General features: G+C 71.3%; 12 protein-coding genes and 1 pseudogene. 6 read left to right on the top strand and 7 right to left on the bottom strand.

Annotation, left to right across the window (positions count from 1 at the left end):
* The first annotated feature begins 105 nt into the window (after window positions 1-105).
* Together O7553_RS25600 and O7553_RS25605 are read left to right on the top strand one after the other, a co-directional pair.
* Complete coding sequence (locus O7553_RS25600) at window positions 106-999, top strand: DUF2993 domain-containing protein (RefSeq protein ID WP_281552142.1); 894 nt, start codon at window positions 106-108, stop codon at window positions 997-999.
* 168 nt (window positions 1,000-1,167) lie between these two features.
* Window positions 1,168-3,237, top strand: a complete 2,070-nt coding sequence (locus tag O7553_RS25605; RefSeq protein ID WP_281552143.1) for an AAA family ATPase — start codon at window positions 1,168-1,170, stop codon at window positions 3,235-3,237.
* Between the two features lie 16 nt (window positions 3,238-3,253).
* Here the strand turns inward: O7553_RS25605 and O7553_RS25610 are convergent, their stop codons facing one another.
* Window positions 3,254-5,308, bottom strand: a complete 2,055-nt coding sequence (locus tag O7553_RS25610; protein ID WP_281552144.1) for an AAA family ATPase — start codon at window positions 5,306-5,308, stop codon at window positions 3,254-3,256.
* 97 nt (window positions 5,309-5,405) lie between these two features.
* Window positions 5,406-5,984: a hypothetical protein gene (locus O7553_RS25615; protein ID WP_281552145.1), complete on the bottom strand. Its 579-nt coding sequence runs from the start codon at window positions 5,982-5,984 to the stop codon at window positions 5,406-5,408.
* A 225-nt stretch (window positions 5,985-6,209) separates the two neighbouring features.
* Between O7553_RS25615 and O7553_RS25620 the strand changes: the two genes are divergently transcribed.
* A complete protein-coding gene (locus tag O7553_RS25620) occupies window positions 6,210-8,186 on the top strand; it encodes an ABC transporter ATP-binding protein (protein ID WP_281552146.1) in 1,977 nt (658 codons plus the stop codon).
* A gap of 118 nt (window positions 8,187-8,304) precedes the next feature.
* A complete protein-coding gene (locus O7553_RS25625; protein ID WP_281555753.1) occupies window positions 8,305-10,491 on the top strand; it encodes an ATP-dependent RecD-like DNA helicase in 2,187 nt (728 codons plus the stop codon).
* 78 nt (window positions 10,492-10,569) lie between these two features.
* Here the strand turns inward: O7553_RS25625 and bla are convergent, their stop codons facing one another.
* The gene (gene bla / locus O7553_RS25630; RefSeq protein WP_281552147.1) at window positions 10,570-11,487 is read right to left on the bottom strand and encodes a class A beta-lactamase; all 918 of its coding nucleotides are present in this window, start codon (window positions 11,485-11,487) and stop codon (window positions 10,570-10,572) included.
* A gap of 127 nt (window positions 11,488-11,614) precedes the next feature.
* On the opposite strand from bla, the gene O7553_RS25635 reads away from it, so the two are divergent.
* Both O7553_RS25635 and O7553_RS25640 read left to right on the top strand, forming a co-directional pair.
* Complete coding sequence (locus O7553_RS25635; RefSeq protein ID WP_281552148.1) at window positions 11,615-12,520, top strand: LysR family transcriptional regulator; 906 nt, start codon at window positions 11,615-11,617, stop codon at window positions 12,518-12,520.
* Window positions 12,521-12,527: 7 nt separating this feature from the next.
* The gene (locus O7553_RS25640; protein WP_281552149.1) at window positions 12,528-13,436 is read left to right on the top strand and encodes a serine hydrolase; all 909 of its coding nucleotides are present in this window, start codon (window positions 12,528-12,530) and stop codon (window positions 13,434-13,436) included.
* Between the two features lie 87 nt (window positions 13,437-13,523).
* Here O7553_RS25640 and O7553_RS25645 read toward each other — a convergent pair whose 3' ends face one another.
* From O7553_RS25645 to O7553_RS25660, 4 genes and pseudogenes are all read right to left on the bottom strand, one after another.
* Window positions 13,524-13,727 carry a DUF397 domain-containing protein gene (locus O7553_RS25645; protein WP_281552150.1) on the bottom strand — a complete coding sequence of 68 codons (204 nt, stop codon included), beginning with the start codon at window positions 13,725-13,727 and terminating at the stop codon, window positions 13,524-13,526.
* The gene (locus tag O7553_RS25650) at window positions 13,675-14,472 is read right to left on the bottom strand and encodes a helix-turn-helix transcriptional regulator (protein WP_281552151.1); all 798 of its coding nucleotides are present in this window, start codon (window positions 14,470-14,472) and stop codon (window positions 13,675-13,677) included. Before O7553_RS25650 ends, O7553_RS25645 begins: the two co-directional genes overlap by 53 nt.
* A gap of 384 nt (window positions 14,473-14,856) precedes the next feature.
* A pseudogene (locus tag O7553_RS25655) lies at window positions 14,857-15,435 on the bottom strand (hypothetical protein); the annotation flags it as partial.
* 151 nt (window positions 15,436-15,586) lie between these two features.
* The gene (locus tag O7553_RS25660) at window positions 15,587-15,940 is read right to left on the bottom strand and encodes a hypothetical protein (protein WP_281552152.1); all 354 of its coding nucleotides are present in this window, start codon (window positions 15,938-15,940) and stop codon (window positions 15,587-15,589) included.
* Window positions 15,941-15,943: the final 3 nt, after the last annotated feature.

The raw sequence follows: 15,943 nt of genomic DNA on the forward strand, positions 1-15,943 counted from the left end.
GGAACCACGGGACGAGCGGGTGCGGTTGCAGCGGTGCGGGCAGTTCTTAACGGGTTCTCATCGAACTCACGTCCGGCTTGCACCCCGGCCGGGTGTGATCGGGGCATGCGCATCTGGAGACCTCGCAACCGACGGGGATGGCTGCTGCTCACCGCGGCGCTGCTGATCCCCGGGAGTCTGGTCGTCGCGGACCGGATCGCCGCCGGGGTGGTCGGCGGCCGGCTCGCCGACGCCGTCGGCTGTGTCCTCGGGCTGGCCGAGCCGCCGCAGGTCGACGTAAACGGCTTCCCGTTCGTGACGCAGGCGTTGGCGGGCCGGTTCGCCGGTCTCACCGTCACCGCCGACCGCTTCGGCGAAAGCGACCTGCCGATCGCCGGGGTCACCGCCGAGGTGTCCGACGTCGAGATCGACGGCGACCTGGCGGCGGCCGGTGCCGGCTCCACCGGGTCGGGCCCCGTCGAGATCCGGATCGGTCGGCTGTACGCCGCGCTCACGGTCGACCTCACGCGACTGGACGCGCTGGCCGGCAACCGGTCCGACAGCGGGACCGAGGACCGGTCCGACGGCGAGGCCGCGGACTCCGGCGGCGGTCTGCTCTCCGGGGCCGACGTGCAGATTCGCGGCAGCGGCAACGGCCAGCTGATCGTCGACCTGATAGCGACGAGCTTCGGCCAGGCCGTGCCGGTGACCGTGTACGCCGTACCCGTGCTCGACGGCCGGATGTTGCGGATCGAGCCGGTGGAGGTCGAGGTATTCGGGCTGCGCCGCTCCGCCGACCAGCTGGCCGGTGCCGTCGGCGCCGGTGCCCTCGGCGAACGCCGGATCGAACGGGAACTGCCCGAGCTGCCGGCCGGGCTGGCGTACCAGGGGCTGACCGCGACCGCCGACGGGCTGCGCCTGGAGATCACCGGCGAGTCCGTCGCCGTCGGCGGCGACGAGCTGCGACCCGCCGGGCGGGCGACGCCGTCAGGGACCGACAAGTGCGGGGAGTCAGCGTGAACACGGTCCAGACCGGTGGCCGCCCTGATCGCCAATTTGGACCGTCGGGGACACCCAGACGGACACTTGGCGCGACGGGCTGCTACCGGCCAGCGAAGCGGGTCGACCACTCGACGCAGCAGCCGGGCTGCCGTTCAGCACCGGCGGTAACCCACCGTAGTATGCCGGGTGGACCAGATCACGGGGGGTGCGGTGGCTGGGCGGCTGGCAAACCGACTGGGAACGGCCCGCGAGGAGGCGTTCGTCGGCCGTACCGCCGAACTGGACGCCTTCCGGGCCGCGCTCGCCGGCACGCCCGACGGATGTCCGGTGTGGTTCGTGCACGGCCCCGGCGGCATCGGCAAGTCCATGTTGCTGCGTCGGTTCTCGGCCCTCGCCCGCGACGCCGGCCGGATCGTCGTCCAGGTCGACGGTGCCGGCATCGACCCGTCCCCGGCCGGATTCACCGCAGCAGCCTACGCCGCGCTCAGCGGTGCGCCGGCCGTCCTGCTCGTCGACACGTTCGAACGCTGCCAGGGCCTGGAAGGCTGGTTGCGGGACCGGTTCCTGCCGCGCATCCCGGACGGGGTCGTCGTGGTGGTCGCCAGCCGGCAGGCACCGGACTGCGAGTGGCAGGCCGACCTCGGCTGGTCCGGCGTACTGCGGGTCGAGAGCCTCAGCGGCCTGCCACCGGCCGCGGCGACCGAGCTGCTGGACCGGCGCGGCGTACCACGTGAACTCTGGGACGCGGTGCTGCGTTTCGCCGGCGGCCATCCGCTCGCGCTCAACCTCTCCGCCGCGGTCGCCGTCGGTGACCGCCGGGCCGCCGCCACCTGGACGCCGACCCCGGACGTCGTCGCGACCCTGCTGCACCATCTGGTCGGCGAGCTGCCGTCGGCGCGACACCGGCTCGCGCTGGAGACCTGCTCACACGCGCTGACCACCACCGAGGACCTGCTGCGTTCGGTGGTCGGCGAGGCGGCGGCGGAGCTGTTCGCCTGGCTGCGCCGGCTACCATTCGTCCAAAGTGACCGTGATGGGGTCGTCCCGCACGACGTGGTACGCAGTGTGCTGGACACGGATCTGCGCTGGCGGGACCCGCACGGCTACCAGGTGATGCACGCCCGGGTGGCGGCCCACCTGCTGCACCGGGCACGGGCCGCCAGCGGCGATGCCGTCCTACCGGCGGTCCGCTCGCTGTACCACATCCTGCAGGACACCGCCGTGATGGCGCCGTTCGCGCTGCGCCACGGCGGCGGCGCGGTCTACCCGGACCGGATGGCACCCGGCGACCACGCCACCCTGCGACGGATCGTGCGGGAATCCGGCGACGGCGCCGACGATCTGGTCGGCTTCTGGCTGGACCGCCAGCCGGAGGCGTTCGACGTGTACCGGCGCTCGCACGACGGGGCCATCGCCGGGTTCCAGGTGACGCTGCGGCTGACCGGTCCGGATCCGGACGAGGTCGCCGCCGACCCGGTGGTCGCGGCGGTGTGGCGGCATGCCGCAGCCGCGCAGCCACGGGCCGGCGAACACATCCTGCTCACCCGGTTCAGCTACCCGCTGGCGGCGCGGCGGCGCTCCGCGGTCCGGAATCTGATGCACGTCCGGACCCTTCAGTGGTGGATCCGCTCGGAGCGTCTCGCCTGGTCGTTCCTCACGCTGGCGGACGAGGCGGTCGGGGTGGCGGAGTTCATCGACCACCAGCCGGTCCGGCCCCGGCCGGTGGTGGACGGCCGAGCGTACGACCTGTACGCGCACGACTGGCGGGCGGTCCCGGTGGATGTGTGGGCGGCCCGGGTGACCGCGTGGCCGCTGACCGCCGCGCCGGTCCGGTCCTCGACGGCCGCGACCACCACTGTCGCGACCCCGGTCCATACGGTGCTGTCCCGGCCCGACTTCGACGCGGCGGTCCGGTCGGCGCTGCGACGGCTGCACGACGGGTCGGCGCTGCGGGCCAACCCGCTGACCGGCAGCCGGCTGGTGGTCGACCCCGGGGGTGGCTCCGACGCCGATCAGGCAAGCGTCCGGGACCCGGTGGACACGCTGCGGACGCTGTTGACCGACACGGCGGAGTCGCTGCGGCACGACCCCCGCGACGCCAAGCTGTACCGGGTGCTGTCCGCCACCTACCTCGCCGGGCCGACCACCCAGGAGGCGGCGGCGGACCGGCTCGGCCTGCCGGCCAGCACGTACAAGCGGCATCTGCGGGCCGCCATCGACCGGGTCTGTGAGCTGTTGTGGCGCCGGGAGTCGTAACCGGACCGTCGCTCAGCTACGGTCGGGCCCGTGCAGGTCCGCCGTGCAGTTCGCGGTGCCACAGGGCGTCGCTGATCCGGTCCAGTGCCCGGGTCAGGTGCCGCCGGTAGGTGCTGTACGGCAGACCGAGCCGGTCCGCTGCCGCCTCCTGCGTCGGGGTGCCGTGCACGAACGTGGTGACCAGCACCCGGTGTGACCGGACGTCGTCACGCAGGCCGTCGAGCGCGGCGCCGAGGACGCCCCGTAAAGCGTCGACCGGGTCGCCGTCCGGACGTTCGGCGACCAGCCGCGTACGGACCAGCGGGTTGGTGGCCAGTGCGTCGGGGCGGCGCCAGGCCCGCATCGCGGACCGGACCGCGGCGTCGAACTCGGGGCGGGACAGCACCAGCAGGTCGGCACCGGGCCGGGCGGGACGAGGCTGCAGCCCGTACAGCAGTTGCTGCTGGTTGTGATCGAGCCAGTGCATCAGCGGGGTGACCCGCCAGTCGTGGAAGAACAGGTGGTACGGGCGTCCGCCGACCTGCGGCACCGTCTCGACCGGATGGTCGTCGAAGTAGGCCAGGTTCGGCCCCCAGAACTCGGCGTCGTGCAGCACCAGATAGTGCAGGGCCAGACCCTTGTCATGCAGGTAGTGGGCCAGCATCCGCATCTGGATCATGTCGGTCACCGGCGACGGCCGCTGGTAGGGCGGGCGATGCACCATGAACCGGGCCAGGCCGATGTGTTCGCGGCCGCGCAGCGGGGCGCTGGCCCGGCAGTGCCGCCAGGCGGTGTCGACGACCGGATCGGTTTCCAGCTCGGCCGGCTGCGGGTCGTCCAGGTCCAGCCAGATCATGAAGCCCACCACCTCGCCGGTGGCAGAACTGCGGTAGACGTGGCAGCCCTCGGGCCGGCGGTCCAGCCAGAAGCCGACCAGCGCGGCGGACTCCGGGCCTTCGGCCTCACCTGCGAGGTCCAGCACCGTCGACCGGTCCGCCGGCTGGTACGGATCCTCGTAGGCCTCGCCCTCGCCGGCGAAGGTGAAGTAGCGGCGGATCTCCTGCGCGTGCCGTTGCAGGTACATCATCGCGCCGACCGCCGGCAGCACCGCCGGCCCGGTGGCGGCCAACGCCTGCTCGAGCAGGTAGGCGTGCAGCCGCCGGTGCATGGTCTCGTAGCCCTGCGGGTCGCGCCAGCGCAGGTCGTCGTTGAGCGCGTCGCGGACCACATCGTGCGGGCGCAGGCCGCGGGCGTCGGACTCGATGAACGGCAACTCACGCAGCCAGGCGAAGATCGGCCCGGGGTCGCAGTCCAGGGCCGCCCGCAGCAGTCCTTCAGTGGTCGTCTGGGCGTGCGCGCAGATCTCCAGCGCCTGCCGGTGCAGTGGCGACGGCGTCTCCCCGATCAGCTGGGTGAGCAGGGTCTCCACCACGTTCAGGCTGGGCCGCCAGGCGGCGGTGGCGGCGGCCTCGTGGGTGACCGCGACCTCGGCGGCGAGCCGCAGCGCCAGCGGGTGGCCGCCGGCGAACGACAACACCGAGGGGTGCAGATCCGGCGGTACGCCCCGGCGGTTGAGCAGCGCGACGGCGTGCTCCCGGGACAGGTTGCCCATCGGGATCACTTTCAGCAGGTCACGCCAGGCCGGATCGGCCCGCCACTGCGGCCCGGGGCCGCCCCGGCCGGCCAGCACCACCAGGACGGACTCCGGCAGTCGGGGCAGAAACCGGTCCCGCAGCCAGTCCTCCAGCCCCTGGCAGTGCTCGAATGAGTCGACCAGCAGCACCGCCGTCTCGTCGGCCAGCGCATCAGCGGCGGCGAGCTCGAACCGGGCCGGAGACGGACTGACCGCCCTTCCATCCACATGCACCACCCGTCGTCCGGCGGCGGCCGCCTCGTCCCCGAAGTACCGCAGCAGGGTGGACTTGCCGATGCCACCCGGCCCGTGCAGGTAGAGCACTCCGAGCGGCTCGGGGGCGCGCTCCAACGCCTGCCGCAGCAGGGCGAGCTCGGCGGCTCGGCCGACGAAGTGGCGCTCCCGGGTCTGCCGCAGCCGCCGGTCCAGACTGGTGGTCGCTTGCCCACATCCGGCCATCACAAATCGATATCTTAGTGAAGCCGGTACGCCAGCGGCCTCCCCGGCCCGGCTGCCGGGACGGCACCACCGGCCGCCCCGGGGCAGGATCGGCGGGTCACCGCGACTGCAGGGCGTCCAGCGCGACGGCCATGGCGATCACCAGCCGACGGTCCAGTTGCGGGTGATGGATGTCGACCTGGTAGTTGTCCCGCAGGCCCCACCTGCGCACCACGGAGAAGGCCGGCTGGCCGTCGATGGTGAAGTCGAAGTGGTACGGCAGCCAGGAAAGCAGGTCACTGAACCGGCGCAGCAGGGCGACCACCATGTTGCGTTCCGCGCCGGTCGCCACCCCGATGCCGGGCTGCTCCAGGTGCCAGGTGGAGCGCAGCAGCGACCGGGCGAAGTCCTTACGGAACAGTCCGATCGGGTGGCCGGCGGCATCCGTCACGTCGTAGGTCGCCCCGAGGTCGATCACCTGCCGGGCCTTGAACCCGAGTACGGGCCGCTGGCGCTGGTCGTCGGCGTAGAGGGTGACCTGTTCGCGGAAGGCCAGCCGCTTCTGCTGGGCGAAGGCGAGCAGCGGCCCGGGTGCGCCGTCCGGGCCGACGGCGCGGACCTCGTACTGGTTGACCATCAACCGGATGCGCTGTCGCACGTACAGCTGTCGGAGCGTCTGCAGTTGCTGCTGGTCCATCGGTCGGTGGCCTTCTTCCGTCGGGGTGGGCGGCCGTTCGCCACCGGCGCGGTGGGCGGCCGTTCGCCACCGGCGCGGTGGGCGGCCGTTCGCCAGCCGATCGAAAGTTTGCCATGGATAGCCGGTACGACACTCACCGGCATCACCGACCACATATCCTTCAGTAGCCTCCACGCTACGTTCCGTCCGCCCCTGCGGCAGGCCGACGACAAAGGATTCGGACGTATGTGGCCTATTCAGCAGAAAGCTTCCGCTGCCGCGCAACCATCCGACGGCTTCCCCGACGACGGCGAGGCGCTGCCCGAACTCGCCGACGCGGACTGGATGCACCACGCCCGCGGGTTCGCCGAGACCAGCTTCTGGACGGTCGCCCGCCGGCTGCCCGGAATCCTCGCCGAGGCGGTCAAGTTGGCCTGGTCGGTGAGCCCACGCGACACGGTCGCCGCGATCGGGCTGAACGTCGTGGCCGGGGTGATGACCACCTTCGGGCTGCTGGCCACCAGCAGCGTACTGCGGGAACTGTTCGCCTCCGGGCCGACGCCGGACCGGATCCGCGCGGCCGCCCCGGCGCTCGCCGTCGCCGCGCTCGCCGTGGCGGCCCGGGGCGGACTGACCATCGCCGCCGGCTGGGCCCAGGCCCGGCTGATGCCACAGGTCACCTACCGGGCCGAGCTACGGCTGTTCGAGGCCACCACGTCGGTGGAGCTGGCCGCGTTCGACGACGCCGGCTTCGCCGAGGAGATGGACCGGGCCCGCGACCGGGGCACCGTCGAAGCGGCGTCCATTGTCGATGACGCGGTGAACCTCACCACCGGGGTCGTCGGGGTGGCCGCCACCGCCGCAGCGGTCACCGTCATCGAGCCGCTGCTGCTGCCGTGTCTGCTGCTGGCGGCGGTACCGGCCGCCGTCACCGCCATTCGGATCGCCCGCCGCGAGTACCTCGCGTTGCTGGCCCGGATCACCCGGCGGCGGCGGATGTGGATGTTGGCCCACCTGATGGCCAACCGGCACACCGCTGCGGAAATCCGCACCTACCAGATGCGGGACTTCCTGCTCGGCGAGTATCACCGCACGATGACCACCGAGACCCGGGCCCAGCTGCGGTTGGTGCGGGCGCAGACCGGCACCCGGGTCGTCGGGGGTGCGTTCAGCGGTACCGCTGCCTTCGTCGTCTACGCCGTACTCGGCGGTCTGCTCCTAGTCGGCATGATCCCGCTGGCCGCCGCCGCCACCGCGATGATCGCGCTCCAGGCGGCCCGGGCCAACCTGAACACCGCCATCCACGCCACCAACGCGCTGTACGAGGACGCGCTGTACTACCGCGACTACCGCGACTTCCTGGCCCGCGCCGACCGGCAGGTGCCACCGGCCGGCGGCCGGCGGATCGGCGGGTACGACGAAATCGAGCTGGACGGCGTCAGCCTGAGCTACCCGGACACCGACCGGCCGGCGGTCGACGGAGTCAGCCTGACCCTGCGTCGGGGTGAGGTGGTCGCGCTGGTCGGCGAGAACGGCTCTGGAAAGTCGTCGCTGGCCAAGCTGATCGCCGGGCTGTACCGGCCGAGCAGCGGCACCATCCGCTGGGACGGCGTCGACATCGACGAGATCGACCCGCAGCGGCTCGCCGGCCAGGTCGCGGTGGTGAGCCAGGACTGGTGGCGGTTCCCGTTCACCGCCGGGCAGAACATCACCATCGGCCGGCCAGGCCACGACCAGGCTGAGCCCGGTCGTCCGGACCACCACCAGGCAGCGGGCGACCGGGTACGGCCGTCCATGGTAGACGCCGCGACGGCCGCCACCGCCCACGACATGATCGAGAGCCTGCCCCGGGGGTATCGGACGCTGCTCGACCGCAACTTCCGGGAGGGCCACGACCTGTCCGGTGGCCAGTGGCAGCGGCTGGTCGCCGCCCGCGGCATCTACCGCGACGCGCCGCTGCTGATCTGCGACGAACCGTCGGCGGCGCTGGACGCCCGCGCCGAACACGCTCTGTTCCAGCAGCTCCGCCGCCGGCCGGACCGGACCGTCGTACTGATCACTCACCGGCTGGCGAACGTCCGTCAGGCCGACCGGATCTACGTGCTGCGGTCGGGTCGGCTGGTCGAGGCCGGTACGCACGACGAGCTGCTCGCCGCCGACGGGCTGTACCGGGAACTGTTCGAGCTGCAGGCGAGCGGGTACGCCGACACGCCGGTCGGATAATCGACCGGTGACCGCCACCACCGGACCCACCGCCGCCCCGGCCACGCCCTCCGCAGCGCCCCCGACCACGCCGCCAGCCACGCCCCCGGCCGCGCACCCGGCCCGACACCCGGCAGCGGTGCTGGAGGCGGTCCTGGAACGGATCACCTATGCCAACGAGGAGACCGGCTACACCATCGCCCGGGTCGCCACCGACCGGTCCGGCACCGACCTGCTGACCGTGGTCGGCTCGCTGCTCGGCGTACAGCCGGGGGAGAGCATCCGGCTGGTCGGCCGGTGGGGGTCGCACCCGAAGTACGGCCGACAGTTCGAGGTCCACTCGTACACCACGGTGCTGCCGGCCACCGTGCAGGGCATCGAGCGGTACCTCGGATCCGGCCTGATCAAGGGGATCGGGCCGAAGATGGCCGGCCGGATCGTCGCCCACTTCGGCGCCGACACGCTACGAATCATCGAGGAAGAGGCTGGCCGGCTGGTCGAAGTGCCCGGTCTCGGGCCGAAACGGACCTCCCTGATCGCCAAGGCGTGGATCGAACAGCAGGCGATCAAGGAAGTGATGATCTTCCTGCAGGGGGTCGGGGTCACCACCTCGCTCGCCGTACGGATCTACAAGAAGTACGGCGACGGGTCGATCTCGGTCGTCCGCAACGAGCCGTACCGGCTGGCCGCCGACGTCTGGGGCATCGGGTTCAAGACCGCCGACACCATCGCCCAGGCAGTCGGCATCCCGCACGACAGCCCGGAACGGATCAAGGCCGGCATCCAGTACACCCTCTCCGAGGCCGCCGACCACGGCCACTGCTACCTGCCGGAGCCCAACCTGTGCACCGACGCCGCCGGCATCCTCGGCGTCGCCGTCGAACTGGTCCGCGACGCGCTCACCGCGCTGGTCACGGAGGAAGGCGTGGTACGCGAGGCGGTGCCGAACCCGACCAGCGAGGGCGGCATCATCCCGGCCGTCTACCTGGTGCCGTTCCACCGCGCCGAATGCTCACTGGCCGGCAGCCTGCTGCGGCTGCTGCACCACCGGGCCGACCGGTTGTCGGCGTTCGCCGACGTCGACTGGGGCCGGGCGCTGGCCTGGCTGCGCGCCGGCACCGGCGCCGACCTCGCCCCCGAGCAGGAGCAGGCGGTACGCCTGGCGCTGACCTCGAAGGTGGCGGTGCTCACCGGCGGGCCGGGCTGCGGCAAGTCGTTCACCGTCAAGTCGATCATCACGCTGGCCGCCGCCAAGGGTGCCAAGATCGTGCTGGCCGCGCCGACCGGCCGGGCGGCGAAACGGATGACCGAGCTCACCGGTCACCCGGCGGCAACCGTGCACCGGCTGCTGCAACTGCGGCCGGGCGGCGATCCGACGTACGACCGGGACAACCCGATCGACGCGGACCTGATCGTCGTCGACGAGGCCTCGATGCTCGACCTGATCCTGGCCAACAAGCTGGTCAAGGCGGTGGCACCCGGTGCCCACCTGCTGCTGGTCGGCGACGTCGACCAGTTGCCGTCGGTCGGTGCCGGCGAGGTGCTGCGCGACGTGCTCGCCGCCCCGGCCGTACCGCAGGTCCGGTTGACCCGGATCTTCCGGCAGGCCCAGGAGTCCGGGGTGGTGGTCAACGCGCACCGGATCAACGCCGGCGAGCAGCCGCGCACCGACGGCATGGCCGACTTCTTCCTGTTCGCGGCCGACGAGCCGGAGGCGGTCGCCGGCCTGGTGGTGGACATCGTCGCCCGGCGGATCCCGCGCAAGTTCCGGGTGCCGGCCCGCGACATCCAGGTGCTCGCCCCGATGCACCGGGGCCCGGCCGGCGCCGGCAACCTGAACACCGCCCTGCAGGAGGCGCTTGCCCCGCCGCGCGACGACCGGCCGGAGCGGCGGCACGGCGCCCGGGTGTTCCGGATCAACGACAAGGTCATCCAGATCCGCAACAACTACGACAAGGGCACCGCCGGAGTCTTCAACGGCACCATCGGAGTCGTCACCGCGGTCAGCACCGAGGACCGCAAGCTCACCGTCCGCACCGACGAGGACGAGGACATCGAGTACGAGTTCGACGAGCTGGACGAGCTGCAGCACGCGTACGCGATCACCGTGCACCGCTCACAGGGCAGCGAGTACCCGGCGGTGGTCATCCCGGTGACGATGAGTTCGTACACGCTGCTGCAGCGCAACCTGCTCTACACGGCGGTGACCCGGGCGAAGAAGCTCGTCGTGCTGGTCGGCTCGCGCAAGGCGATCGCGATCGCGGTCCGAACCGCCGGGGCAGGCCGCCGGCACACCGCACTCACCCACCGCCTGGCACCCGACTGACCCGGGTCCGGACCACCCGGGTCTTACGACCGGCCGGGTCTCTCGGCCGAACCCGGGTCTCACAGCCGGACCCGGATCTCACGGCCGCAGTTCGGCGACGACGACCCGCGCGGCCTGTGCGATCAGCGCGTTGTCGTACCCGGCATCCGGGCCTTCCCGGTCGGAAAGCACCGCCAGCACGATCGGTTGGCCGGCCGGCGGCCAGATCACGGCGATGTCGTTGCGCGTGCCGTATCCGGCGGCACCGGTCTTGTCTCCGACGCGCCAGCCATCCGGCACGCCGGCCCGGATCAGCTCGTCACCGGTTGTGTTCGCCACCAACAGGTCGACCAGCAGGTCCCGGTCGTCCGTGGCGAGCGCGTCGCCGACGGCGTACGCCCGCAGGCTTCCGGCCAGCGCCCGCGGGGTGCTGGTGTCCCGGGGGTCGCCCGGGGTGTAGTCGTTCAGCTCGGTCTCCCAGCGGTCCGGATCGGTCACGTCGTCGCCGATCTCCCGCAGCCGCTTCTCGAAGCCGTCTGGGCCACCGAGCTGCTCCAGCAACAGATTGCCGGCGGTGTTGTCGCTGTACCGGATCGCCGCGTCGGCGATGTCGCGCAGCGGCATGCCGGTGTCGACGTGCTGTTCCGTGATCGGTGAATAGGTGACCAGGTCGTCGGCGGTGTAACGGATCACCTGATCGAGCTCGGCGCCGGTGGTCTGGTCGAACACTGCGGCTGCGGCGAGTGGCTTGAAGGTCGAGGCGTACGCGAACCGCTCGTCTGCCCGGTGTTCGACAGTCTGGCCCGTGCCGGTGTCGACGGCGTAGACGCCGAGCCGGGCGTCGAAGCTTTCCTCCAGGCGTCGGAGCTCGACCAGGTGTGCGCCGGTGGTCGCCGTCGTGGTCGGCTGCCCGACAGCGCTCGGGGCGGCGTCGGGCGACCCCGAGGTCGCACAGCCCGCCAGCGGTACGAGCGCCACCACCGCGACGGCGATACGGACACAGGTACGCAAGGTCATGCGAAGCATCCTTTCCAGGTGCACTTGGGATGTCAGTCAGCCTGGCAGAGGAGTCGGATGCGGTAAAAGACGACGGTGCGCGTTCTGATGCTGATTCGGCATAGAACCGGGCATAGAATCAGCTGCCGTGGACGTGGTGGCCGCCTGCCGGGCTTTCGTTGCGGTCAGCGCCCACGGCAGCTTCACCATCGGCGCTGCGGCGGCCCGCATCCCGCAGTCCGTGGCCAGCCGGCGGATCGCCACCCTCGAACAGCACCTCGGTGCCCGGCTGTTCGACCGCTCGTCACGCGCCGTCACCCTGACCGCCTTCGGGCGGGACGTGCTGCCCTCGGCCCGGCGCTTGGTCGACTTCGCGGACACCCTGGAACACAACGCCGAGCAGGCCCGACTGCGCCCGCTCCGGCTGGCCGTTCCGGCGATCTGCCCGCCCCGGCGGCTGGCCCGGTTGGTCACCGAAGCCCGGACCGACGGCCTGCAACTGGATCTGGTCCCCGCCGATCCGGCGGAGCGCGCCGACCTGGTCCACGGCTTGGAGGTACGCGCGGCGCTGCTCGCCGTGGCACCCGACGGCAGCCGGTGGCAGGTACCGCTGGGGCTTGCCGGCTCGTCCGACGGCTCCACCGGCGACGCCGCCGACCCGATCTTCCTCGCCGCGCTGCGCCCTGGTCGGTTTCGGCGTGACCGGGCCGGCAACCGGATCTGGATTCAGCCTGAAGACGACGTCCCGCATGTACGGGATCGGATGGTCCGCCTCGCCCAGTCCGTTGGTCTGGCACCCGCGCAGGTCAGGATCGCCACCGGACTCGTCGCCGCGCTCGCCGACGTGTACGGCGGCGACAGCGGCGACTTGTTGCTCTGCTCGGCCAGTCAGGCCCGGGATCTCGGGCTGCGCTGGCACCCGATCGGCGAGCAGGTGTTCGCCCGAGGCTACGACATCGCGGCCGGGTTGGCCGAGGACGCCCGGCGGTTGCACGACCTACCGGACGCCGTAGTGCGGACCTGCCTCGGTGCCCCGCCCGACGAGCAACGGTGAGGAAGGTATGGGCGTCGCCAAGGTGCTGCGGCTGGCACGAGCCACCCTCGACGAGGCGGGACTCCGTGGCTCCGTCCTGGTCCGAGATCTGCGTACCGGCGACGAACTTGGCATCGACCCCGACCTGGAGTTCCCGGCGGCATCGCTGGTCAAGGTCCCACTGGCGGTAGTCACGTTGGACCGGATCCACCGGGGGGAACTCGATCCGGCGGCGCTGACCCTGGTGCGCCCGAACCGGGTCGCTGTGCCCGGCCCGACCGGGTTGAGCAAGTTCCGCCACCCGGCCACGGTGGCCCTCGAGGACCTGCTCTATCTCAGTACGGCGATCAGCGACGGTGCCGCCGCCGACGCGTTGTTCGACCTCACGCCGCCAGCGGAGGTCACCATCGGGCTGCGCCGGCTCGGGTTGTCCGGAATTATCGTCCGGCACCCGATCAGTGACCTGACCGACACCCCTGCCGAACGGTTCGCCCCGCAGGAGAGTCACCTGGCGCAGTCGTTGGCCATCGGCGCGGCAACCGCCGGTCACGGCCACCCGGTCGCCCAACTCGACGTCAGCCGGGCCAGTACCGGATCGGCCCGCGCCTTCGTCGACCTCCTGCACGAACTCTGGCTGCCGGCCACGATGAACCAACAGGTTGCCGGCCGGGTCCGCGAACTGATGGGTGACAACGTGCTGCGACAGCGACTCGCGCCCGACTTCAGCTCCGATGCTGCCCGCTGGTCGTCGAAGACCGGCACCCTGCTCAACCTGCGGCACGAGATCGGCGTCGTGGAACACGCCAACGGCCAGATCTACGCGGTCGCCGCGCTGACCGAATCCCGGGTGCCGGCGATGGTGCAGCCGGCGGCCGAGGCCTCGATGGCGTACGTCGCCCGCAGTCTGCACGACGAGCTTCGGCTGGTGGGCGGCTGACCCGACCGACATCCCAAGATCAGGTGAGCGCTATGGACCTCTCAACAGCGGGGTGAGGTCCATAGCGCTCACCTGATCTTGATACGGTCAGCTTGCGGAGCCGGCCCGCTTGGCCAGGTCGACGAACCCACGCCAGGCCGCCGGCACGAAGGCCAGCGTTCCGCCGTCGCGGTCCTTCGTGTCCCGGACGTACACCCGACCCGGCTGGTTATCGGCCACCTCCACGCAGGACCCGCCGTTAGTGCCGCTCCGGGTGCTCTTTCGCCAGTTCAATTCGGTGCTCATGGTCATCGACCACCCTCATCATCAGGTCACGGGACAGGTCACACGGTAGCGCCCGTGCGGACACCAACTCCCATGCTCGCTGCACGTTGCGTACGGTCGCAAGCCCGGTGACCACCTCTCCCTCGTCGACGCTGTCCCGGTAGACGACGGTTGCTCCCTCGATCAGGGTGGCGATCTCGAACGCGCCGGTCAGCGCGGGATGCGGCCCTGCCGAGAACGGCACCACCCGCACCACGACGTTGGGGAGGAATCCCACCCCGACCAGGTGATCCAGCTGCTCTTTCATGATCACCGAGTCACCGATCCGCAGCGCCGCCTCGCCGATGATCGCGTGCAACAGCAACGGATCCTCGCGACCCAGGGTCGCCGCCTGCCGCGCCATCCGTTCCCGGGTAATCTCCTCGACCTGGACCTCGGTGTGCGGCCCGGCCGCGATCACCGACCGGGCGTACGCCTCGGTCTGCAGCAGCCCGGGGACGAGATTGGCATGGCAGGTACGCATGATGGCCGCTCGGCGCTCGTTCTCCACCCAGGACCGTAGCCAGGGCGCGACCGCCTCACCGCGTGCCCGCTCGGCAAGCTCCTGCAGCTCGGGCCCCGCCTTGAGCACAGCGACCAGGCCAGCCAGCACGTCGTCGGGTGGGATCGACCGCCCTGACTCGTAGTTCCCGATCTGGGAACCACTGATGTGCACCTCCGCACCGAGCGCATCCTGAGACATCCCGAGCTGCATTCGCATTTGCTTCAGCACTTGTCGAAATTCATTCGGATCGCTCAACGTGTCACCTCACAGATTCAAGAAGCGAAACTCACGCCCCCGATCCTCCGGCATCGGCGCGTCACAGTCCAGGGTGGAAGTCGACAACTCGACAGCACCCGCCCGACCACTTCTCAATTGATCATGACCAGTGTCATGAAACGGCGGAATCGGCGGAGAATCGCGCTCGACCGCAAGCAGATTCGGCCAGGTGGACCTGGCTCGCTATCGATCTTTCCGTGCGATGCCCGAAGGCCTGCTCCGCGCGCCGCTCCTGGCCCTGCCGCCCTGTATCGGCACCTGCTGGGTGCCGGTTGCTGCCTGCTCGGGCCCCGCCGGTCCCGGCTGCCGGCCGGCTGACGCGCGTTGTCGGCCGGCCGGGCGCCAGGTCCGGCCGTTGGCGTAGACGATCCGGAAGCCCAGGTACGCCGCCAGTGGCGCCCAGTGCGACGAGCCCATCCGCAGCTCGGCGGCGTTGTTGTAGACCCCGTTGGCGAGCACGTCGAGCAGCACCGTCTCGAACGCCGCCGACTCCACCCAGTCGACCTCCCGGGTGTAGCCGCAGATCAGCGAGGCCCCGGTGGTGGCGAGGAACTCGCGCATCCGGGCGTCGGAGGCGCGCAGCACCGAACAGCTGCCGAAGTACAGCCGCTTGCCGGCGCACCGGCCGGCCATCTGCTCGGCCACGTCGTCCAGGTCGACGTGGTGCCGTTCGGTCAGGCACAGTTTGGTCGGCTCGCCGTGCATGGCGAAGAAGCCGACCCGGTAGTCGGCGTACTGGCGCAGCAGCCAGCGGTCCAGGAAGTAGGCGAGTTCGTCGGGGGTGGCGGCGTCGCGGTGGATGAACCGGATCCGGCTGAGCCGTTCCAGCAGCTCCAGGGTCGGCAGCACCGAGCCGCGCTCGTTCAGGTCGCGATGCCACTGCCCCTCGATGCAGAAGACACCACCGCGCGCCACGTCGCCTCCCACCGTCGCGGACCACCCGCCGGACCGCCCAAGGTCGCAGCCGGCCGGACTGCCAGGTCCACAGCCGGCCAGACCGCCCGGTTCGCAGCCGGGTCGGGGCCCGCCACCCACCTGTCGGTCCGGTCAGTGACCATACCGCCGGTCAGGCCGGTGGTGTCACCTCGGACCGGGGCACCGCTAGACGGACCACCCCGGCGTCGACCGCCGCCAACTGTTCGACGCTGGCGTAGCCGACACCGCCCGGCAGCGCCGCCGGCTCCGTCGTGCTGATCTTGATGAAGCCGGTACGTAGCAGCCGGGCCGCCACGTCGGGCGCGGTGGCTGGCTCGTCGCCCACCTCCGGGTGGGGCACCTCGTCACCGATCGCGTCCTGCGGATCGACGGCGCCTTCGACCGTCACCGCGTTCGGATCCGCCGGACGGACCAGGGCGACCGTGCCGATCTTCTCGCCCCGTGCGTCGACCACCGGCATGCCGGTGGTGATCCGGTCTGTCACAGA

It is taken from the genome of Solwaraspora sp. WMMA2059 (assembly GCF_027497315.1).
Taxonomy (GTDB): Bacteria; Actinomycetota; Actinomycetes; order Mycobacteriales; family Micromonosporaceae; genus Micromonospora_E.

Bases quoted from the DNA above. Each gene is read 5' to 3' on its own strand.
- O7553_RS25600 (WP_281552142.1), top strand. From the start codon at position 106: ATGCGCATCTGGAGACCTCGCAACCGACGGGGATGGCTGCTGCTCACC.
- O7553_RS25610 (WP_281552144.1), bottom strand. From the start codon at position 5,308: ATGGCCGGATGTGGGCAAGCGACCACCAGTCTGGACCGGCGGCTGCGG.
- O7553_RS25615 (WP_281552145.1), bottom strand. From the start codon at position 5,984: ATGGACCAGCAGCAACTGCAGACGCTCCGACAGCTGTACGTGCGACAG.
- O7553_RS25620 (WP_281552146.1), top strand. From the start codon at position 6,210: ATGTGGCCTATTCAGCAGAAAGCTTCCGCTGCCGCGCAACCATCCGAC.
- bla (WP_281552147.1), bottom strand. From the start codon at position 11,487: ATGACCTTGCGTACCTGTGTCCGTATCGCCGTCGCGGTGGTGGCGCTC.
- O7553_RS25640 (WP_281552149.1), top strand. From the start codon at position 12,528: ATGGGCGTCGCCAAGGTGCTGCGGCTGGCACGAGCCACCCTCGACGAG.
- O7553_RS25645 (WP_281552150.1), bottom strand. From the start codon at position 13,727: ATGACCATGAGCACCGAATTGAACTGGCGAAAGAGCACCCGGAGCGGC.